At 54.3% G+C, this 21,290-nt stretch carries 22 protein-coding genes; 15 read left to right on the top strand and 7 right to left on the bottom strand.

Going from position 1 to position 21,290, the window contains the following annotated elements:
- Positions 1 to 46 precede the first annotated feature (46 nt).
- The 7 genes from AC1Q64_RS23905 to AC1Q64_RS23875 form a co-directional block, all read right to left on the bottom strand.
- On the bottom strand, positions 47 to 694 hold the full coding sequence (locus AC1Q64_RS23905) for a hypothetical protein (protein ID WP_492252996.1): 648 nt from the start codon (positions 692 to 694) through the stop codon (positions 47 to 49).
- A 168-nt stretch (positions 695 to 862) separates the two neighbouring features.
- The gene (locus AC1Q64_RS23900; protein WP_108498550.1) at positions 863 to 1,897 is read right to left on the bottom strand and encodes a replication protein RepA; all 1,035 of its coding nucleotides are present in this window, start codon (positions 1,895 to 1,897) and stop codon (positions 863 to 865) included.
- 78 nt (positions 1,898 to 1,975) lie between these two features.
- Positions 1,976 to 2,377 (bottom strand): TrfB-related DNA-binding protein, encoded by a 402-nt coding sequence (locus AC1Q64_RS23895; RefSeq protein ID WP_158276460.1) that lies wholly within the window; start codon positions 2,375 to 2,377, stop codon positions 1,976 to 1,978.
- Positions 2,378 to 2,479: 102 nt separating this feature from the next.
- Positions 2,480 to 3,706, bottom strand: coding sequence for a ParB/RepB/Spo0J family partition protein (locus AC1Q64_RS23890; protein ID WP_158276459.1), 1,227 nt, complete (start codon positions 3,704 to 3,706; stop codon positions 2,480 to 2,482).
- Positions 3,703 to 4,467, bottom strand: coding sequence for a ParA family protein (locus AC1Q64_RS23885; protein WP_108498547.1), 765 nt, complete (start codon positions 4,465 to 4,467; stop codon positions 3,703 to 3,705). The genes AC1Q64_RS23890 and AC1Q64_RS23885 overlap by 4 nt, the downstream gene beginning before the upstream one ends.
- 118 nt (positions 4,468 to 4,585) lie before the next feature.
- On the bottom strand, positions 4,586 to 5,023 hold the full coding sequence (gene ssb, locus AC1Q64_RS23880) for a single-stranded DNA-binding protein (protein WP_108498546.1): 438 nt from the start codon (positions 5,021 to 5,023) through the stop codon (positions 4,586 to 4,588).
- A 46-nt stretch (positions 5,024 to 5,069) separates the two neighbouring features.
- On the bottom strand, positions 5,070 to 5,465 hold the full coding sequence (locus AC1Q64_RS23875) for a hypothetical protein (RefSeq protein WP_492252995.1): 396 nt from the start codon (positions 5,463 to 5,465) through the stop codon (positions 5,070 to 5,072).
- 1,243 nt (positions 5,466 to 6,708) lie between these two features.
- Here AC1Q64_RS23875 and AC1Q64_RS23870 point away from each other — a divergent pair.
- From AC1Q64_RS23870 to AC1Q64_RS23800, 15 genes are read left to right on the top strand one after another with little or no spacing between them, the layout of a single operon-like run.
- Positions 6,709 to 7,407, top strand: a complete 699-nt coding sequence (locus AC1Q64_RS23870) for a lytic transglycosylase domain-containing protein (RefSeq protein ID WP_108498544.1) — start codon at positions 6,709 to 6,711, stop codon at positions 7,405 to 7,407.
- Positions 7,408 to 7,409: 2 nt separating this feature from the next.
- Positions 7,410 to 9,443, top strand: a complete 2,034-nt coding sequence (locus AC1Q64_RS23865) for a DNA topoisomerase (protein WP_492252994.1) — start codon at positions 7,410 to 7,412, stop codon at positions 9,441 to 9,443.
- Positions 9,440 to 9,709: a hypothetical protein gene (locus AC1Q64_RS23860; protein ID WP_146191331.1), complete on the top strand. Its 270-nt coding sequence runs from the start codon at positions 9,440 to 9,442 to the stop codon at positions 9,707 to 9,709. The genes AC1Q64_RS23865 and AC1Q64_RS23860 overlap by 4 nt, the downstream gene beginning before the upstream one ends.
- A 10-nt stretch (positions 9,710 to 9,719) precedes the next feature.
- Complete coding sequence (locus tag AC1Q64_RS23855) at positions 9,720 to 10,064, top strand: TrbC/VirB2 family type IV secretion system protein (RefSeq protein WP_108498543.1); 345 nt, start codon at positions 9,720 to 9,722, stop codon at positions 10,062 to 10,064.
- 14 nt (positions 10,065 to 10,078) lie between these two features.
- Complete coding sequence (locus AC1Q64_RS23850; protein ID WP_108498542.1) at positions 10,079 to 10,441, top strand: VirB3 family type IV secretion system protein; 363 nt, start codon at positions 10,079 to 10,081, stop codon at positions 10,439 to 10,441.
- A gap of 8 nt (positions 10,442 to 10,449) precedes the next feature.
- The gene (locus AC1Q64_RS23845; protein ID WP_108498541.1) at positions 10,450 to 12,906 is read left to right on the top strand and encodes a VirB4 family type IV secretion/conjugal transfer ATPase; all 2,457 of its coding nucleotides are present in this window, start codon (positions 10,450 to 10,452) and stop codon (positions 12,904 to 12,906) included.
- Positions 12,903 to 13,586 (top strand): TrbJ/VirB5 family protein, encoded by a 684-nt coding sequence (locus tag AC1Q64_RS23840; protein WP_108498540.1) that lies wholly within the window; start codon positions 12,903 to 12,905, stop codon positions 13,584 to 13,586. Before AC1Q64_RS23845 ends, AC1Q64_RS23840 begins: the two co-directional genes overlap by 4 nt.
- On the top strand, positions 13,583 to 13,846 hold the full coding sequence (locus AC1Q64_RS23835; protein ID WP_146191330.1) for a hypothetical protein: 264 nt from the start codon (positions 13,583 to 13,585) through the stop codon (positions 13,844 to 13,846). Before AC1Q64_RS23840 ends, AC1Q64_RS23835 begins: the two co-directional genes overlap by 4 nt.
- Positions 13,847 to 13,852: 6 nt before the next feature.
- The gene (locus AC1Q64_RS23830; RefSeq protein ID WP_108498539.1) at positions 13,853 to 14,908 is read left to right on the top strand and encodes a TrbL/VirB6 family protein; all 1,056 of its coding nucleotides are present in this window, start codon (positions 13,853 to 13,855) and stop codon (positions 14,906 to 14,908) included.
- A 35-nt stretch (positions 14,909 to 14,943) separates the two neighbouring features.
- Positions 14,944 to 15,342 carry a hypothetical protein gene (locus AC1Q64_RS23825; RefSeq protein WP_492252993.1) on the top strand — a complete coding sequence of 133 codons (399 nt, stop codon included), beginning with the start codon at positions 14,944 to 14,946 and terminating at the stop codon, positions 15,340 to 15,342.
- The gene (locus tag AC1Q64_RS23820; RefSeq protein WP_492252992.1) at positions 15,339 to 16,154 is read left to right on the top strand and encodes a VirB8 family type IV secretion system protein; all 816 of its coding nucleotides are present in this window, start codon (positions 15,339 to 15,341) and stop codon (positions 16,152 to 16,154) included. The genes AC1Q64_RS23825 and AC1Q64_RS23820 overlap by 4 nt, the downstream gene beginning before the upstream one ends.
- Positions 16,155 to 16,164: 10 nt before the next feature.
- Complete coding sequence (virB9, locus tag AC1Q64_RS23815; RefSeq protein WP_108498537.1) at positions 16,165 to 17,004, top strand: P-type conjugative transfer protein VirB9; 840 nt, start codon at positions 16,165 to 16,167, stop codon at positions 17,002 to 17,004.
- Positions 17,005 to 18,282: a type IV secretion system protein VirB10 gene (virB10, locus tag AC1Q64_RS23810; RefSeq protein WP_108498536.1), complete on the top strand. Its 1,278-nt coding sequence runs from the start codon at positions 17,005 to 17,007 to the stop codon at positions 18,280 to 18,282.
- Positions 18,279 to 19,340 (top strand): P-type DNA transfer ATPase VirB11, encoded by a 1,062-nt coding sequence (virB11, locus tag AC1Q64_RS23805; RefSeq protein WP_492252991.1) that lies wholly within the window; start codon positions 18,279 to 18,281, stop codon positions 19,338 to 19,340. Before virB10 ends, virB11 begins: the two co-directional genes overlap by 4 nt.
- Entirely contained in the window at positions 19,294 to 21,285 is a 1,992-nt protein-coding gene (locus tag AC1Q64_RS23800; protein ID WP_199227698.1) for a type IV secretory system conjugative DNA transfer family protein, read from the top strand. The genes virB11 and AC1Q64_RS23800 overlap by 47 nt, the downstream gene beginning before the upstream one ends.
- Positions 21,286 to 21,290 lie beyond the last annotated feature (5 nt).

Below are 21,290 nucleotides of genomic sequence, written 5' to 3'. Positions count from 1 at the left end.
CGATCTACCAACACCACCTCCGCGCCAGTGCTAGCTTTTCGTACCGTCACTTATTGCACTGAAAACGAGGAGACCCCTCTTCCCTAGCCTCCCCAATCTTTGTCTCCCACACTCCTGTTTGCTTTGCCATTTGATTGGCTTCGCTAATTTTTTGTTGTGGATTTCCCATCTGGACGCCACTGTCCCGGAGTTCTCGAAATAGAGCATGGTGGATCGAAATGGTGATTTCTTCCATGGCTCTCTTCACGTAATAGTAGTTCTCCGATTTGAGCTTTTTGAATTTTTCTTGGTCGATCAAAGCACGCTGAGCAGCACCAATCTCTCCTGAGCTTTCCTTGGGAGCCGAAACGCTCAGCCCTGTAATCACGGCCATGGAATCTTCGATGGCCCGGGCGCGCTCGTCGTATGCCTTCTGCCAATGAGCCGTGTTCTTGTAGGTATTCAAGAAGTTTTCAATGCAATGCATCTTGCTCTGCAAATTTGCAAGTGCATCAAGGCTGGGGGGATCTACGGTGACGGCACGACCGATGCAGCCGTTGAGAGCAACGATTTCCGCGTTTTCGGGAATTGCTTCTTTATGGACCTCGACCGCTGCTCCAGACTGAGCCGCATGCGGCGCACTTTCACCGCTTTTTTCCCCACATGCAGTCAGTAGCGTTAGCGAAGCTGCTGCGATGTACAACCAAACTCTCATTCGATGCTCCTGAGTTGAGGGGCATCTTAGACCATGCATTACAAGATGAAACAACCTTCTTGTGAGGGAGCAAAAGTCGCACCGCGCGGGAGTTGTTCATCACACGCCGGGAGTTGTTCATCACATCGAAACTAGGTCAAAAAACGTCAAATTTCGCGGAGGCGAAAATCAGAACAAGGAAGTTTGGACGTCATCAGCACCGCCCTTCCCTCCTTTGCCTTTGCGCAACTGCGGAACATGTGGAGGTGATGGAAGAAGCACCAGCCCGTTGTTTTCCACCTTTAGCCGCGCAAGTGGGTACACGATTTGCACAGCCTTCAACGCTTTCAGAAAACCTTTTTTGAAGTCTCTGGAAGCCTGCTCAATGTTGTCCGTGTTGAATGACGATCCAAACTGCCCCATCAGAGATTCCCAGCGGATCGGCCTTGTCGGTCTATCCGTATAGCTCATTCGGTAGGTCAGCCAGGAATAGATATCCATCGCCAACGGAGACCCCCGAAGCGCTTTGTACGCGCGCAGGTCAATGGGAATGGGATGCTCTATCAGCTCGCTAAAAAATGGTGCGCTCAATCGAACGCTAGATTTCCATTTGCCCGCGTCGCGCTCGTGTTGAGGAACCCAAATCGCCCGTTCGTCACCGTCCACAGGGGTATCAAGATCAAAGGCATCTTCGTTTTCGAGGTGAAGACCATCAGCGATCAGCACGTTGCGCAACACGAACCCAGGATCTCCAGCAGCTCCGCGCGTCATTTGCGCGGTGATGAGAGAACCAAAGAGCCGCTTCATTTGCTCGGCAACGCGCGTGGAAGTCCCCCGCTCCCCTCCCCCGGACCGCAACTCTAAAACGTCGCGCAGAAACTGGCGCAGTGAGTCGCCCAGCTCGATGACGGGAGATTGATTCCGAACCGCTTCGGTGGCGACCCATGACATGAGCAAGCGGGGATAAATGCCGTAAGGAATACCCCCCTCATAACCAGCCAGGATACGGAGCTTGAAGTCCCCGTTCACGCGCGTGAAAACATCCGCCTTGGGGTCTTTGTAGGGCATCGTGGCCAAGACCAGGGCACGGGTCATATAGCCAAGCGTTCCGGCCTGCCGCGCGTCCTCGGCTTCGATGGCGAATTGTTCATCAATCGCACGGCGCACCCATTCTGGGACATGCCCTGCCCTGTAATCAATAACCGTTTGCTTCTTGGTGGCCATGGACAGCTATAATTTTTTTGCCTCTGCAAATGCATTGGCTTGACTACTTAACAGCCCGGCTCACCTGCCGGGCTTTTTTTATTGCCAGTCGGTACTTCTGCGGCGCAATGAACTGGTGGCAAGTAAGGCCGCACCTGCTTCGGCCACTTGGTGCAGTCGCGCTTGATGCGCGGCTTGCGCCTCAGCCAGGGAACGCTCAACGATGGCAGCTGGCGCAGTGATCGTTGCACGTCTCCAGCCACGCGGCAAGGTCCGCTCAATCGCCGCTTCTTCGATCACACAAGCCTCCTTGTAGACCTGCAAGGTTTCGCGCATCCTTTGAACTGTTTTCCAAACTGCCTGCCGCGTCACTGCAAATTTGTCTGCGGCCTCTTGATACGAATTTCCGTCCACCATCACCATGCGAGCGGCCGCGATGCGGTCGGCACTCAAAGTGCGTTGCAACAAGTGCTGCAGGGCTTCAAATTCAGGGATGGACACAGGAACAAACTCGCCTTGTGTCATAAAACACCCCACGTAGACCAAAGATCAATCAACTCAATTCCTCATTGAAGCGCCGCCCCTGTAGGGCGGCGCCATCCATTACACAACTACAGCAAACACGTCATCAAGGCGGAATTCGCTGCTGAACGAGCCTTCCAGCCCACACATGCATGCGGCCAACAGCAAGGCCCCGGCGCCCTCCGTAGAAAACTGGCCCGCGCGCAACCCGGCGAACACATGGCGGCCGGCGTTATCCGCCTTGCGCGCTTGGTCGAAAACCGGGCGCAGCGCTTCGATACATGCCCTGTTCTCTTCAGGTCCAAGCTCTGCCAAAACCTCTTCCGGCCGCTGGTGCTCCACAGCCAGGCGCTCGTAAATGTCCACCAGCAGGCTGGGAAGATCAACATCAGTTCCAGCGCTGGGCAGTAGGTCGCGCGTTCTCACATCCTTTTGAGCTACTGTTGTGCCAGCGACCTGCTCAGTACCCTTTTGGGGAGCCTTGGGGGATTTGGGAGCCTTTGGCTTTACCTCGTCGCGCACGGCCTGGGCTTTGGCACGGGCATCCACTTTGCCCCGTGTTTTCTTCAGCTCGTCCACCAGCTCTTTAGCCTTTTCAGGACTCACCTTCTCCACTTGCCGAACGGTCGAAATTACTTCGGTGTCAGCGCTGATGGATTCATTGACCAGCCGCTTTGCCTGCTCTGGCAGGTTCAGCAGCGAAAGCATCTTGGACAGCCACGGGCGGCCCTTGTTATGGCGCGCGAGGACAGCCTCGACCGAACCCAGGGTATCAAGGTCGCGTTGAATCTTCTTAGCTTCCTCGATCTGCGTCAGGTTCTTGCGGTGCGTGTTTTCTGCAAACTGCAGATCCTCGGCTTCTTCTTCGGTCAGCTCTTTGGCCTTAGCGCGCAGTTTCGTCAGACCCTGCAGGCGTGCCGCGCGAATCCGCCGTTCCCCGGCCACCAGCCGGTAAGGCTTTGGGTGTCCGGCAGGCATGACACGCAACAGAATTGACTGAATCTGCATCTTGGCGAGGCTCGCCCCAAGTTCAGCCAATCCCTGTTCGTCGTTCTCGAATTCTTCCCGGACCTGACCAACGATTTCCACATCATCAAGGTCTACATCGAACTCCGGCATTTCCGTATTTCCAAACAACGCATCAATGCCCGTTCCCATTGCGCTGCTACCACCCAGCATCAGGCCAGCATTTGCAAACGCATTCGTATGCGCTGGCTTGGCTTTCACTGGTGCAGTTACCTTCTTGACGGCCGCACCTGTTGCGGCGCCCTTACCCGTCTTTTTGCTCGTCATTGCCTTGGCGTTCATTTGGCCATCCTCCCCAAAATTGATGCACATGCCGCGCGCCATTCCTGCGCTGCCTTCGCGTGACCCTCACCCCGTGTAGCCGTCCATACTGGCCGCCGCAGCGCGATCGCTTTGCGAACGGGTGCGCGCTCCGGCAGCACCTCGGGCAGGATCGCTGAGCCGTATTGAGCGCGAAGCGATGCCAACCCTTCGCGTTCCTCGGTGCTGCGGTTGTTGGTCTTGACCGGCAAAATCCCAATGTGGCGAAGCCGCGGATTGAAACCCTGCGTGCGGACGATATGGATGGTCTGCAGCAGGTCGGCCACACCCGCCAACTCGTACAACCCCACGGATACGGGCGTCACAACGTAGTCAGCCGCTGCCAACGAGGCCATGAGCCGAACACCCAGCAGGGGAGGGGTGTCTAACAGGCAGAGGTCAAAGTCCTTGGCGAACTGGCGCAATGCTGGGCCAGGACGGCGGATCACTTCGTTTTCAGCCTTGTCGATGGAGAGCAGGGCGTTATCAGCTCGAATGATCGCCAGCTGTTCATTGATGTATTCCGGCCCCTCCTTTGGCGGCGCAGCGTCATACAGCCGCGAAGCCAGCAACCCGGGTTCTGCATCCTCAGCTGGCGGGAAGCTCAGAGACAAGCTGCCCTGCTTGTCCATGTCCACCAGCAGTACGCGCAACCCCGCCTCAATGGCTGCATAGGCTAGATGCACAGTCAAAGTGCTCTTACCGACGCCGCCTTTCTGGTTTGCAATCGCAAGAATTTTCATGTTCGGCTCGACTAAAAGTTTGTTGGTATTGCAGAGGGGTAGGGCGGGTGTAACACAGAATGCAACCAAAACGGGTTGTCAGAAAAATTTCGCCTCCGCGAAATTTCCGCCCTTGTCCTCAGTACGGCAGGTCGTCATCCCCGTCTGGGGGGAGGGCACCCGATGAATGAGGCGCATGCGCCTGATCTTGGTCAGGCCTGGAGCCACCTGCAGAGCCCTCCGGGCGCGCACCCAAGGGCTGCACAACCTCGGCCCGAATTTCGGTGCTGTAGCGCTCGATGCCCTGGCTGTCCGTCCACTTGCGAGTACGCAAATGGCCTTCGATATAGACCTGCCGTCCCTTGCCCAGGTAATCACGCACAAAGTCAGCCTGTTGGCGGTAGCAAACGATGCTGTGCCACTCGGTATGTTCCTTTCGCTCGCGGGTGGTTCGGTCGGTCCAACCCTCGCTGGTCGCCAGTCGGAAGTGGGCCACGGGATCACTGTTCGGCATGGTGCGGCACTCAGGAGCATTCCCGATGTTGCCGATCAGCATTACTTTGTTCAAAGAGGCCATTTGTCGTACTCCGTTGCGTAAGGCCCAGGGCGGGCCAGGTTGAAATTCAGAACAAGGACAGGCGCTTGCGCACAATCTCGCGCACCTCAGCCAAAGGCTTTGGCGAAAAGTGAAAGTCCAGCTCAAAGCCAGTCAGGATCAGCTGCGAGAGATCGACGTAGCCAAGCTCTGCCATGCGCGCATCACCGTTGAGCAGCGAGAACGCAAACACGCGCTCCACCCCAGCGGCGGCATCCTTCTCCAAAACCCACACGTCCGAGTTGCCCAGGAAATAGTGCAGAAACACCGTCTCCGCTTCCTCCTGGCTACCAACCTCCGGCATGTCGGCAATGCAGCGGGAAAGGTTGGTGGCAATTTCCTGGAAAAACGCCGACTCTTCCCCGCCATGCATCAATGACTGGAGCGAAGACCACTGAGGCCAGCCCATATAAGACGCCAACATTTGCGCCTGCTCAGTGGTCAAAATCGATTGAACTGTCATAAATTTCCTTTGCTTTGGCTTGACTATGCATTTAGGTTCATATGGTGACTTCTTTGTTCACCATGGACTCTATTATAGTCAAACCATTTTAAGCGTCAACCTATTTAGGTTGACATTGTGTATTAGTTTGTAAACCTCTAACCGCACATTCCGGGAGTTCTTCATCACACAAAACGCCCGCCGCGCCCCGGTCTTGGGGTATGGGGGACACCCCATGTAGCCGCCTCGCGGCGTAACCCAGCAGCCGCAACACCCCACCGCCTCCACCCGCGACACCCCACGGCCAGCGCCCAGCCGCACCCCTTCGCGCCCTGATAAACAGGGCTGTTCAATTTCGCGTCCGCGAAATCCCAGGGCTCAAAACACTCGAATTTGTGATGTAGGTATGTCAGGGCCATGCCCTTGTCCGGGCTTGCGGGGTGGCGTGCGCGAAGGCGCACGGCAGTGCTCCGCACCGGCCCCTACCGGACAACCCACACGCAAGGCGCGCGGGCTGCGGGGCGCCATGGCCTGCCCCTGGCCAAGGTGGGCGCTTGCGGCCGTCTTGGCTGTCTTTCAAGGGGGAAGCCTCAGCGGCAGGGGGATGTGCGCAGCACTTCCCCCAATAGCGGGCAAGGTGGCCTGTAGCCGTGCCCGCAGGGCAATCCCAAAGGGATCGAGCCGAGTTAGGCGAGCGGCGGAAAGCCCTGCAAGGGCGGGGGGCATCCGGTTTTTCACCCGCAGGGGGAAAAATGCCTCAGAAGCTAGACGGCGGAAAGCTATCTATCCCTTGTGCATCCAGCGCACGGCCCAGGGCCAACATGAAGGTAACCCAATCCCTATCGACTGCATCTAGCCAGGCGTGTACCTCCGTGACGTCCATCCGGCGAACACCGGACTCGCACTTACTCACGTAGCTCTGAGGAACACCGAGCTTGCGCGCCACGTCCCTTGCGTCATCCCAACATCAATCCGGGCTTGATGAAGCAGTGACAAAAAGACGGCATACCGGCGACGGCTCATAGGGAAAAAGATGGGTTTGTAAGGGCAACCCACCAGAGTGCGCCGACTTCCATCAAATGCCAACATGGGATCACGTTTTTAACGTGCCGTAACTCAATAAATAATCTCGTGGCATTGGGATTTGGATTTTTATATTTATCATCGCGCCAAAGCAAAACAGACCATTTTGCTAAGCGTAAAAATATATTAGTTCAGGTTCATAATGGATTTTCTAGATTTGGCTCAGCAGTGCGCCCCTACAGTCCATCCGCACACCCTCGCCGCCATCGTTAAAACCGAGAGCGGTTTTAAGCCCTTCGCCATCGGGGTGAACAAAGGTGGTGCGCAGCTCACCCGCCAGCCCACGACCAAAGCCGAGGCCGTGGCCACGGCCAAGGATCTGATCGGACGGGGACTCAACATCGATATGGGTCTCGGACAGATCAATTCAGAGAACCTTGCCCGCCTCGGCTACTCGGTCGAGGACGTATTCGATGTGTGTAAGAACTTGAGCGCGGCAGCGCTCATTCTTCAGGACGGCTTCACCCGAGCAAGCGTGAAGGAGGGTGCGAGCCAACAAGCCCTCATGAAAGCCTTGAGCGCCTACAACACGGGCGATTTCGCGCGCGGCGTCAAGAACGGCTATGTCCAGAAGGTCAGCACCAACGGCATCAAGATTGCCCAGGGATACGCGGTCCCGGCGATCCAGCTGGACCCCAAGGATGTAGCACCGTCACCAGCCGCCTCCGACACGCAGCCCGCCAAAGCCACGGTTGCAGCGCCTCAGCCGGGCGCGAGCGCCAAATCCAAGACCACCCCCAAACCACCCGCTGCAGGCTCCACCACAACGGACCCCTCAATGGTCTTCGGAACTCCACCAGCAGGAGAGGACGAAGAAGCAGCCCAGGCCTTGGTGTTTTGACCATGAAGCTGCTCATCATCGAGTCCCAAGGCAAAGTGGAAAAGCTGCAGAGCATTCTCGGCAGGGAATGGGTAGTTGCCGCCAGTCTCGGCCATGTATGCGACCTTCCAGAGAAAGAAATCGGCGTTGAAGCGCCGCAGTACAAGCCGCATTACAGACTGTCAGAACGCGGCGCATCAGTGGTCGCGCGGCTGCGCAGTCAGTGCGAAAGGGCACAAGATGTCTACATCGGCACCGACCCTGATAGGGAAGGAGAGGCCATCGCATGGCACCTTGCGCGCGAACTCAAGCTAGGCCGCGATGCCAAGCGAGTCCGCTTCCCTGCCATCACCGATACCGTGGTGCGTCAGGCAGTGGCTGCACCAACGGGGATTGATTACAAGCTGGTCGGCGCACAAGAAGCTCGCCGCGTCCTGGATCGGCTGGTGGGGTATCTGGTCAGCCCTGCGCTGTCCAACATCGGCGGCACAACCCTCTCAGCCGGTCGAGTCCAAAGCCCTGCAGTCGCGTTGGTGGTGACGCGCGAGCGCGAGATTGCGGCCTTTACGCCGACGAGCCATTTCCATGTCCGGCTGGACTTCCAGGGACAGCCGGGGAATTGCGCGGACGCGAAAAACTGGCATGCCATGTGGGAAGTGGTGCCGGACTTCGCACCTGAGGACCGCCCGTACTTTCAAGATGCCGATATGGCAGCGAGGATCGCCGCCGTTCAAACGGTATCGGTTGAAAGCTGTGAGGACGGTCAGCGCCGGCGAGCGCCAGCGCCGCCGCTGGCTACCAGTGGCATGCAGCAAGCAGCCAGCGTGAGGCTGGGGTTCGAACCAGAGGACACGATGCGGATTGCGCAGCGGCTCTTTGAAGGCGGGCACATCACCTACCACCGGACCGACAACCCGAACATCAGCGAGGACGATTTCCCGCACATCACAGCCCTGGCCCAGGCCAATGGATGGGCGATGGCACCGAAGCTGCGCAAGTTCAAGACCTCTGACGCAGCCCAAGCAGGCCACCCCGCGATCACGCCGACTCATTGGGAAGTCGAGCGGGCAGGGCAGGGCGATGAAGAACAAGCTCTGTATTCATTGATCCGACAACGCGCCATTGCGAGCCAACTCGCAGACGCGGTCTACAAAACTCGATCCGCCGTTCTGCTCGGCCAGATCGAAGGCAAGCAGATCCGGTATCGCGCGAAGGGCGAAACGCTGGCTGAGCCGGGCTGGCTTGCTCTCATGGGCGCCGCAACGCAGGAAGACTCGGCCGAGGCCGACCATGAAGAAGGGGAGGGCGCTGCAGCGAACCCCGTGCCCGAGCTTACTGCCGGGCAGCTGCTGCACCCAATTGGCGGCGAAGTGCTCGCCATGAAGACGCGAGCGCCAAAGCGCTATACGAAGGCATCGCTGATTGGCAAGCTGGAGAGTGAAGGCATTGGCCGCCCTGCGACATACGCGGCCATCATGGGAAACATCGAACGCCGCGGTTACATCACCACGCGCAAGCTGTTTCTCCATCCAACAGATACAGCGTTTTTCATCGTTGACCAGCTCACGGACAAGTTCTCTTTCATCGCCGTGGACTACACGCGCCAAGTAGAGAGCGAGCTGGACCGCATCGCATGCGGGCAAAGCAGCTACTTGGCCACGGTGGAGGCCACGCACGAAACGCTGCGCCAGGAGCTTGCCTGTCTCGACAGGAGCGAAGTCGCCCCCCGTTTTCCATGCCCCGAATGCGGCAGCGCCATGCGACGTGTCACCAGCAAGACCGGCCACTTTTGGGGATGCAGCAGCTATCCAACTTGCAACGCCACGCGGCCCGACCTTGACGGACAGCCAGGCGAAAAAGAACCGCCCAAGGACTCAGGCCACGCCTGTCCGCTGTGTTCCAAGCCACTCGTGCGCCGTACCAAGAAAGGCAAGGACGGCTACGACTTTTGGGGTTGCTCGGGCTTCAAGGACGGCTGCAGAGCGAATTACCCCAACAAACGCAATAAGCCAGATTTCAACGGCGACAAGGGGGGCAGCTCCAAGAGAAAAGCATGACTGCTCAATTTCTAGATGGCCTGCAGGACGCCGAATTGTCCCGTTGCTTGCAAAACAAGATGGTTGAGAAATTGGAAATAAGGGAGAACGAAAAATCACGGTACGAAGTACACGCAACACTCAAATGGAATTCAGGTGTTTTACCAGTCATAACAACCAGGGGCAAAACGCGCGAATGGGCAAGCCTCGATAGATTAGTAAAACACTTAAAAACAAATATTTATTCAGTCTCGATCGACTGGCATCTTAAAATCAGCACTCCATGAAAGGTAATCCATGCTGAACCAACTTAAAACCGCTTACATCATCAATGCACAAGCAAAGCGCGAGGTGAGTGCTAAAACGCTCTCTTTTATTGCGATGGCGTTGGTCATTTTGATTCTCATGTCCCCTGATCTAGCGATGGCCGAACCTTGGGACGCTGCGGCGCAAAAGGTTTTGGACATTTTCACGGGCGGTCTTGCCCGACTCTTGGCGATTATTGCGGTGATTGCCTGCGGCATCGCTGCCATCGCCGGTAAATTGTCGTGGGACTGGGCCATCAAGATCATCATCGGCATTGTCTTGATTTTCGGCGCAGCCGCCATCGTCGATTACATCATCAGCGCTGTTGGCTCTTAATCCAGGGGACATGAATGGAAGAAGCTGAAAAATCCGTTGAGCTGGAAGTTGATGAGTTGTTTGTCGGGCTCACACGCCCAGCAACGGTTTTAGGCGTCCATTTCACCGCATTTGTCGTTGAAATGATCGTCGTGGGCTGCGTTTTTCTCGCAATCGGCAACCCGATTTGGCTTCTTCTGTTCGCGCCTTCCCATGGCTTTTTATACCTGCTTTCGGCAAGTGACCCAGGGCGTTTCGATAGCTTGACCAAGTACGCAATGATTAACGGCAAATGTCTGAACCGAATTTTCTGGAAAGCAACTAGCTTTTCGCCTATCGGATTCACGTCATTGCCTCAGTCAAAGAAGAGCAGGAATTTCGCCTCCGCGAAAAAATAAGGAATCGCATGAAAGGCAAATTGAAATTTGCGTCTGCAATAGACAAGGAAATTGGAGTGGGCGCATTCCTTCCCTACTCAGGCCATGTCACGGAAAACATCGTCAAGATGATGAACGGCGACATGATGTTTACGATCAAGCTGGCGGGCGCAGCTCACCAGAGCGCCGATATTTCGGATTTGAACGGCTGGCACCTACAGCTGAATGGGTACATTCGCAACATCAGCTCTCCGCATGTAGCTTTATGGAGTCACATTGTTCGCCGCGAAATCAATGAATACCCCGAGGGGGAATTCAAATCAGAGTTCATCCAGAACCTGAACGATAAATACCGCAGCCGCATTGAGGAAACAACCTTGATGATCAACGAGCTGTACATCAGTGTTTTGTACCGTCCACAGCCTATTGCTGCAGGTCGCATCGTGGACATGTTTGCGACTCGCACCAAAGCGCAAATCGAAGAGGCCCAACTTGAACACATTGAAATCATGGAAGACCTGATTTCAACGTCGATGGCGGCATTGGATCGCTACAACCCCGAATTGCTCGGGTGTTATGAATTCAAGGAAAACCTCTTCTCCGAAGTGGGGGAGTTCTTGCACTACATCCTCAACGGCGAGTGGCACCGATTTCCCCTGCCGCGCGCGGAAATGCGTGACGTGCTGCCAACGGCACGCCCGTACTTCGGCAAAGGTGGCCTCATGAGTCTGAGAACTCCCACCGAAGACTTTTTCTGCGCCACGCTGGCATTTCAGGAGTACCCGGCACACACCCATCCTGGGCTGCTCAACGAGCTGCTGTCGGTGCCTTACGAATTCACCCTCGGACAGTCGTTCACGTTCTTGTCAAAGCCCGTAGCGCGCGGGCGCATGACACGCCAGCAAAAGCGGCTGGTCAATGCCGGCGACGTGGCGACAAGCCAAGTCGAGGCCATCGATGCGGCGCTGGACGATTTGACCAGCAACAGGTTCGTGATGGGCACCCACTCGCTCACACTGATGATCCGCGCGCGCAGCGAAAAGGATCTGAAAGATCACATTTCCGTCGCAGGCAGCATCTTGAGCGATGCAGGTATCAAGTGGTCACGCGAAGACCTCGGGATGGCCGCCGCCTACTTCTCGCTCATGCCCGGCAACTTCGACTATCGAATCCGCGCTGGCGACATAACGAGCCGCAATTTCTGCGCGTTCTCAAGCCTGCACAACTACCCCATCGGACGCCTCACGGCCAACCAATGGGGACCAGCTGTGACGATGTTCAAGACTACATCGGGTGCGCCGTTCTATTTCTCATTCCACAAAGGGGAAGAGGGCGCGGACGCGAAGCGGGCAGCGAAGCTGGACCCGAACCACAAAGAGCTGGCCAACACCATCGTGCTCGGCAAATCAGGCACAGGTAAGACCGTTATCGAGTGCTTTCTCCTGGCACAGGCTCAGAAGTTCAATAAACCGCCAGCTAAACGGCTCACCTCTGTGGTGTTCGACAAGGACCTTGGCGCGGCCGTTGCGGTCCGGGCCATGGGTGGCCGCTACTACCCCCTCAAGAACGGCGTTTCGACTGGCTTCAACCCCTTCCAGCTCGAACCTACACCCAACAACATCACGTTCCTGGAGAACCTGGTTCGCTTCTTGGTGCGGCGTGAAGGCATGCCCATCACCCCGCGAGAGGAAGCCGAAATTGCCAAGGCAATTGCCGGGGTGATGAATCCTGCAGTGCCGAAGGCTCAGCGGCGCCTCAGCGCAATCATGCAGTTCCTGAATCCTACGGAGCAAAACGGCATTTACATGCGCCTCGCGCGCTGGTGCCACGGATTCGGGCCTCTCGGCTGGGCACTGGACAACGTTGAAGACACGCTCGACGTACAGGAAAACGCAATCCTGGGTTTTGATGTGACCGAGTTTCTGGAAAACGCAGAAACCAGAACTCCAATCATCATGTATTTGATGCACCGGATTGAATCTCTGTTTGACGGTCGCCGGGTCGTTATTTTCATGGATGAATTCTGGAAACTACTGGACGATCCAGAATTCGAGGATTTCGTAAAAAACAAGCTGGTGACCATCCGAAAGCAAGACGGGTTTCTGGTCTGCTTTACGCAAGCGCCAAAGCAAGTTATCCGGTCACCCATCGCATTTGCCATCATTGAGCAAACCGCGACAAAGATTTTTCTCCCTAATCCCGAGGCGGACAGGGATGATTACATCAAGCACTTCAAGCTGTCTGAAAAAGAATATGAACTTATCCGCGATCTTCCAGAAAAATCGCGCAGGTTCCTAATCAAACAAGGATCGAACTCGGTAGTTGCCGAACTCGATCTCAGAGGTTTTGATGATGAATTGGCCGTACTTTCAGGCAACACGGCCACATCGCTATTGGCTGAGCAGCTAGTAGCCCAGCTCGGGGAAGATCCCGCAATTTGGTTGCCTGAATTCCACAAAATCCGCAGAGAAAGAATTGCATCATGAAAATCAAGAATACATTGGCAGCGGTCGCTACTGCTACAGGACTGTCACTCACTACGGCTCCTGCCTTCGCCTTCTTCGGCTTCAGCAACATTGCAACGGAGACAACTCAGATCGCCTCTTGGGCTGCCCAATACATTCAGATGTTGGAAGAATACAACCAACTCGTTGAAGAATATCGCAGCTTGAACGGAATGCGGGGAATGGCGAGTTTGGTGAACAACCCACAACTCAGGCGCTATCTGCCGGACGAATACAAGAACGTCCTAAGTCAAGGTTACGGCGACTGGCAAGCTCTGCGGGGCGCGCTGGATAATCCAATAGGCAGTGCCAACCTTGACAAGCAACGCAGGGATCAATTGGCTATTGATGAGGCAATGGCACTCGAAAGCTATAAGCAAGCAAGCAGACGGTTTGGGGACATTCAGGTATTGCTCGACAAGATCAACGACGCCAGCACACCAGATGCTAAGGATATGGCCGATCTACAAGCGCGCATTCAGGCCGAACAAGTAATGCTGCAGAACGAGGCCACAAAAATTGCCATGTTGAAAAACTTGCAGGAAATTCAACAACGCAAACAAACTGCGCAAGGGCGAGCAAACGTCAAAGTAATGAGAAATGCGCCTGGTTCGTTCGCTGACATTCGAACAGAAGCCGAACTTTTTGGAAACATAAAATGAAATTAAAAATTCTTTCTCTTGCAATCCTCCTGGGTTTGTTCGGCTGCAAGGAATCGGCACCTCCTGAAATCGACACGAACACTGCCTCCATTGGCGAGCTGTCCGCATACATAGAAACGAACTGTCGTGGCGATTTCAGAATGCACGTCCGCTGCATGAATGCGATCGACAGCAAAAGAAAAAAGTCTCTTGCAGAAGGTCGAGCGCAGAAGGGGTCGCTTGGAAACGTCAGAAGCGAAGCCGAACTATTCGGGAAGTGAAATCAAATGGCCGGTTTTTACACGTCTTTGATGGAAGCGGTGACTGCTCCACTTCAATCATACATTAGCTCCACTTCCGCTTCTGTTATCGGAGCTATTACACCAGTAGCAACAACCCTGTTAATGATATACATCATGTTTTGGGGTTGGTCGATGATCAGAGGTGTGATTACCGAACCAGTAACCGATGGAGTGACGCGAATAGTTAAGTTGGCCGTGATATGCGCCATTGCATTATCGGTCGGCTTGTATTCGCAGTTCCTTGTAGATTGGCTTTGGCAATCGCCAGATGCGCTTGCTTCAACGATTGCCGGGGGAAACCAAAGCGACAAGATCAGCTTCTTGGACACCATTTTTGAAAAACTATGGATTTATAGCAACAAATGGGAGCAAGCGGCCGAGGATAACGCTTACGCAATCGGAATACCTGATCTTCCATGCTTGATTGTTTCTTGGCTCATTCGTATAGCCTGTGTCATCTTGACCGGTTATGCAGCATTTCTATTTGTTCTCGCAAAAATGGCCCTCGCTGTTGTTTTAGCAGTCGGCCCCATTTTTATACTAGTTTTAATGTTTGAGAGCAGCAAACGATTCTTCGACTCATGGATAGGTCAGGCCCTGAATTTTGGATTTGTAATCATCCTCACTTCAGCGATTCTGAAATTAACTGGCTCTTACCTCGACACATCAATAAACACCGCTGTGTCTACCATGAATAGTGCCCAACCTCCATTTGTCGACGCGATCATGCTCCTTGCTGTTTGCGCGGTGATTTTCCTGTTGCTTCTGCAGGTCAGCTCCATAGCTGCTGCATTGAGCGGAGGAACAGCAGTCAGCACCATGGGCGCGATAGGGTGGGCGTACGCAAAGATTAGAGGCGCTTCCAGCCAAGCCTACCGGCTCGGTTCCGGTCGATCGCTCACTGAATGGCGAGGGAGACGGCGCCAAGCTGCTGTTAATGCTCGATGGGCTGCAAACAACCCTTCTCTTCCTGCCAGGGCAGCGGCTGCAGCGGCAAGGCGGATGCGCGGTGAACGGAAAAATACCGTTTCTAAAGATTGAAATTTCGCGGACGCGAAACTAACTACTTGAATATTATGAGATCCCTCACATTCCTTTTTATTGCTGCTGCTCTGTTGTCGGGTTGTGCAAACTCTCCAAAGCTACCGGCAGGGGTGAGCGGACCGTATCGGCCCATCAATACCCCTGACTTCAAACCCCCATCGACACTGATCGCCAAGGTGTTTGATTTCAAATATCGAGGCGATCCTGAACGCGCCATTGAGGCCTTGCGCGAAGTACAGCCTCAACTGACTATTCTCCCTGCGTCAGGAGAAAAGCAGCGTCAAGGCCTTGTGAACGTCGATCTACGACAAGTTACATTAGAAAAGGCTCTCTTCGAAATCGGAAAACAAGGTAATGGGATTTATGAAGTAATATATAAACCCGACCCTGCAAATAACCGCGACCTCGCATTCATTAAGTACGTGAAATGACAAAACTTAAATCAAAGAATCCGTCCGAGATTGACAAGTATGTGTCCGAGGTTCGATCTTGGGAAACGGATCGGGTCCACACAGAGCAAAAGTCTCGTCAACTCGCGTGGCGCGTGGCCGGCGTCAGCCTGCTCCTTGCTTGTCTCTGTGTTGGGGCGGTTGCCGCACTCGTCCCGCTCAAAACGGTTGAACCTTATGTCATTCGGGTTGATAACTCGACCGGTGTCATCGATGTAGTTCACGCTCTCAAAGGCGGCGACACAACGTATAACGAGGCAGTTAACAAGTATTTTGCTCAGCTATATGTCCGTGCGCGCGAAGGTTATTTCCGTGAAATTGCGGACGTGAATTACAGAACTGTCGGCCTTCTCAGTGGCAACACGGAGCAGCAACGGTACTTCGACTATTTCACGCCGAAGAATCCGCAATCGCCTTTGATCGTCTATGGCAAATACGCCAAAGTCAATATTACAGTTAAATCAACCTCATTCATTAAACCAAACGTTGCCCTTGTTCGGTTCGTGAAAGAAGTTGTGCGCGGCACTGACAGACCTGAACTGTCTCACTGGGCTTCAACAGTGACATTCAAGTTTGTAGGTGCGCCTATGTCGGACGCGGACAGAGCCATTAATCCGCTGGGCTATCAAGTGATTGACTATCGCACGGACCCGGAATCACTTACCGCTGTTGAGAAACAGGCGTACAAACCTCCTGAACCAAGTATTGCGCCAATGCCCATGGTCGCAGATACCTCTACGGAAATTCCGGCACCTTTGGCCTCATCGCCAGCAAGCGCAGCAAGTTCTAATTGAGGCCTCATCTATGAAAAAGATACTGACTGCCGCCCTGGCAATGATTCTGCTCTCTGGCGCCCTGGCTGAAACGACACCAGAACCCGGAGCAGCTGACCCCCGCGTTCGCGTTGTGACATATAGCCCAAAAAATGTTGTCCGTCTCAATACATTTTTTGGGGTTTCAACACACATCAAATTTAGCGAATCAGAGCAAATCAAGGATGTAGCTGTTGGCGACGATCTTGCTTGGAAAGTTATTCCGCGTGGAAACAATCTATTCATAAAGCCAACTGCAAAGGAAGGCGATACAAATATAACAGTCATCACCAACAGGAGAACTTATCACTTTGTTGTTGTAGTTTTGACGGAGAAAAATCAAAAGGCCTGGGCAAACCGAGAATTGATTTACTCATTGTCATTTCGGTATCCTGACGAAGAAGATGCAAATTCGAATGCACGAGCAAGAGCGGAAGCTGAAAAGGCACGCCGCGAAGATGTCAAAAACAGACTCGCGCGCGCACCCTCCCGAAACGGCCACAACATGGACTATTGGGTGGCGGGCCATCAAGAAGTAAGTCCAAGCGGCGCTTACGACGATGGCCGTTTCACGTATTTAATTTTTAACAACAACTCCGCTATGCCAGCCGTTTATGAAACCGATGAAACCGGCAAGGAATCGTTGGTTAATACTCATGTCAGCAGCGGGAATACGATTGTGATTCACCGTTTAGCTGAAAAAATCACTCTCAGAAAAGGCGATTTTGTTGCCAGCGTCTGGAATAAATCCTACGACCGGACGGGCGGAGCAAACAATCTAACCGGCACTGTCGCGCCTGACGTTGAGCGTGTTATCAAGGAGGTCAACTAAATGAGCCAGGATCAAAACAACAATTCGACGGCTGGCGAAGACCGCAAGGATGACTGGCGCGGCCAGGACCAAGGTTATCGCGGACGCGAAAACGGGCAGGGCCGTCCTGCTGATGATTTTGACGATAACGCCGATTTGCCCTCACTGAATCGAAAGCGCGGCGGCAACAAGCTAATCACTGCCGCTGGTTATGTGTTCATGGGCCTTCTGGCTGTGGCGGCAACCGTCGCCGTGATGCGAAATCCAGCTCCCCCGGTCAAAAAAGGGGAGGACACGAAGGTGTCAAATCGCCTGCCTGCGCTGATCGTTCCAGCTCCGCCAGAACCCCCTACAACCCTGGCGCCGAAAACAGAGGTGGTCCAAGCTGACAAAGAGGACGATATTTGGAAGCGGAAAATGGCCGGGAACCTTGTCGCCCAGGGCGGCAGCTCCGGCAGTGGCAGTGGCGGCGGAGCCCGCGCTCCAGGCCCCACGGGCAGGCAGCAAGCCGAGCAGGAACGCATGGCCCAGCTGATGGGGCAGGGCGGTGGGCAAGGCATGGGCCAGGGTGGCGGGACTGGGTTCATCGGCCCCGATGGCAACCCCATCGAAGACGGCGGCATGGTGACCTCCGCAGCCCACCAGAACGCTCTTGGCCAGCGACTAAAACCGACTATCACCGAAGCGGTTTCAGCCACTGTACTTCCGCGCCGGGACTATCTCTTGGCCAAGGGTTCAACGCTTGATTGCGCCCTTGAAACGGCCATTGATTCGAGCGTGCCCGGCATGACAACTTGCCGCCTCACGCGCGACGTTTATTCCGACAACGGGCGAGTTTTGCTTCTGGATCGCGGGACCCAATTGGTGGGCGAATACGCCGGATCACTCCAGCGCGGCCAAGCACGCATGTTCCTTCTCTGGACGCGCGCAAAGACACCTGCTGGGGTCGTGGTGAACCTCAACTCCCCAAGCACCGATTCGCTCGGCCGCAGCGGCATCAGCGGCTACGTTGATAACCATTTCTGGGAGCGGTTTGGTGCTGCGATCATGACCAGCTTCCTGAAAGACACTGTGAACATCATTGCCAACAACCGGACCAAAAAGCCGGGTGACGGCGGCGATCAGACCAACATTTACACAGGGACAGTTCAATCGGGAGAGCAGATCGTCGGCGCCATGCTCAAGGAGCAAGCATCCATCCCATCTACCTTGATCGTCAACCAAGGCCAGCACATCCAGGTACTGATGGCCCGAGATCTCGATTTCAGCGACGTCTACGGGCTGCGAGCTGTTCAATGACGATCACCAGCGCTCACGACACAAGCGCTGCGGCTGCACAGCCGACCCCGCACAGTGGGGAACGGCTCGTGCGGCGCGCGATGCTGGACACGTACCTCAAGCCAATCTATAGCCACCTTGCGGGCGACGTTACCGAGGTGGCAATCAATAAGCCTGGGGAGATATGGACAGAAGGCCCTACGGGCTGGATTCGCCATGCCGCGCCTGAATTGACCTATCAAAGCTGCCTGCATATAGGGCAGCTCATCGCCACCTACAACGAAAAAGATATTTCGATTGATCGCCCCATTCTGTCGGCGGCGTTGCCCGACGGCGAACGGGTTCAAGTGATTATCCCTCCGGCCTGTCTCGCCAACACGGTTTCGATGACCATCCGTAAACCCAGCATGACAGATAAGACGCTGGACGAATTGGAAGGAAGCGGTGCTTTCGCGGAAGTAGACGACGCTTCGGACGGACTACGCCCTTTTGAAATCGAATTGCTGGAACTCAAAAAGAAACGTCAGATTAAAGAGTTCCTGCATAAAGTCGTTTTAACAAAACGCAATTTGCTCATTGTGGGCAAAACGGGTTCCGGCAAAACAACACTGACTCGCAGCCTTATTCACTCCATCCCAAAGACTGAGCGACTTGTCACGATTGAGGATGTGCACGAGCTTTTTATGGATGACGTGCCAAACAAGGTCCATTTGCTCTATGCACGCGAAGACGAAGGCGGCTCAAAGGTGACGGCCAAGCAATCGCTTGCATCATGCTTGCGGATGAAGCCTGACCGGATTTTACTTGCCGAATTGCGAGGCGATGAAGCCTGGGAGTTTGTTAAATCGATTAATACCGGCCACCCCGGCAGCATCAGCACCATGCACGCTAATGGCGCATGGGAAACTTTTGAGCAATTGACCGCGTTTATCAAAGACTCGCGCACAGGCGCTCACCTCGAAACTAACGATATTAAGAAACGTCTCTACACAACAATTGATGTTGTGGTTTACATGGATCGTTGGAAAGTTCGTGAAATCTTCTATGACCCTGAATTTAAACGCCAACAGATGGCTTAAGCCCATTCTTTGGGTCGGCCTTGCGGTCGCTGTTATTTTTGTGTGGCTCCACATAGCTGGAGCAGTTGTCCTGGCTGGCGTAGGCAGAGACTTTAACAAAGTCAACGCATTGACGTTCATTCAATATGCTGTGTACTACGGTGGACAAAAGCATATTGAAAATTGGCTTTGGTCTGGCGCGGGCCTCGGTACGGCTGCGCTAATTCTGCCATTGGCATTCTTTTTCAAGCCTGAGAAACGAAGCCTGCATGGCGATGCTCGATTTGCTTCCTCCAGAGAAATACGCAAAGCAGGGCTTCTTGGCACGAAAGGAATAATTGTCGGTAAAAAGGGCTCTGACTACCTAATGTTTGACGGTGCCCAGCATGTGCTGCTCTCAGCGCCTACGCGCTCCGGAAAGGGAGTCTCAGTAGTTATCCCCAATCTTCTAACTTGGCCCGAAAGCTGTGTGGTTCTCGATATCAAGCGGGAAAACTGGGATATCACGAGCGGCTATCGCCGCAAGTACGGTCAGCGCTGCTTCTTGTTCAATCCAGGAGCAAGCGACGGAAGGACGCATCGCTATAACCCGTTGGGCTACATCAGCGAAGACCCAGGCAAGCGAATTGACGATATTCAGAAGATCGCAAACATGGTCTTCCCTGATCTGCAAGGGACCGATCCGATTTGGACGGCTACACCTCGGAGCCTGTTCTTGGGTGTTGTACTGCTTCTGCTGGAGTCACCGGGCAAGCCGGTGACACTTGGCCAGGTATTGCGGGAGACATTGACTGACGGCGACGGGAAAGACTACTTCGACAAGGCGATTAGGGACCGTCGAGAGGCTGGCCGGGGACTCTCCGGCGCGTGCATCAGGGGCCTGCAAAGCTACACCTCTATCGCCAGCGAAAACACCCGCAGCGGGATCATGACCTCCTTCCGCTCCCGTCTTGAGCTGTGGATGAATCCGGCGATTGACGCAGCCACCAGCGAGAACGATTTCGATTTGCGCGAGTTGCGCAAACGAAAAATGTCAGTTTTCATCGGCATCACGCCGGACAACTTGGAGCGCATGGCTCCCCTAATCAACCTGTTTTTTCAGCAGCTCGTCGATCTGAATACGCGGGAATTACCTTCTCAAAACCCCGCGCTTAAATTTACCTGTCTTCTTTTGATGGATGAATTTACTTCAATGGGCAAGGTGAATATTCTAAGCAAGGGTATTAGTTTCATCGCGGGATATGGACTTCGGATGATGCCGATCATTCAAAGTCCGGCACAACTCACGGACGTTTATGGCCGGGAAGCAGCAGAAACGTTTCGGACAAATCACGCCCTTAACATAGTTTTCCCCCCTAAGGCTTCCGAGACCGAAACTGCCCGCGATATATCTGAATGGCTTGGGTATACAACCACAAAAAGCGCTTCAAAATCAAGAAACACGGAAATATTCAAAAAACGAAATTCATCTGAGAGTGTTAGTGACCAGCGCAGAGCCCTGCTTTTGCCGCAAGAAATTACGTCACTAGGACAAGAAACTGAGTTGATCGTCTTGGAAAACGTACTCCCGATTCAGGCCAAGAAGGTTAAATATTTCGCGGACGCGAAATTCATGGACCGGCTGAAAGACGTTTCACCTTCGTTGAACGCAATAGGTAGTCGCATTCCAACCAAGCAGGAAATGGATGATGCCATGCGAGCCGGTGAACTTGCTGCTCCAGTACCACTACTCAACATAGAACACTATCAGGACATTATCGCTTCCGCAGAGGGCGCAATTGAACGAGTTGACAAAGACTCCGTAAGGACTCGCGCATTTATTCCTGATGACTATCCCAAGATTGCGGAAATTGATTTCGCCTTAAATCTTTCACGCATCAAAGCGCCCCCGGTAGGGGAGCGCACCATCGACAAGTTACACGAATTTGCAGATCAGCTAAGCCGTGAACAAGGCTTCTTAATCTAAAATTC

The organism is Acidovorax sp. GW835-FHT14G06, assembly GCF_058793595.1.
The sequence above is the reverse complement of the archived record's forward strand: the minus strand, read 5'-3'. Positions and strand labels throughout refer to the sequence as shown.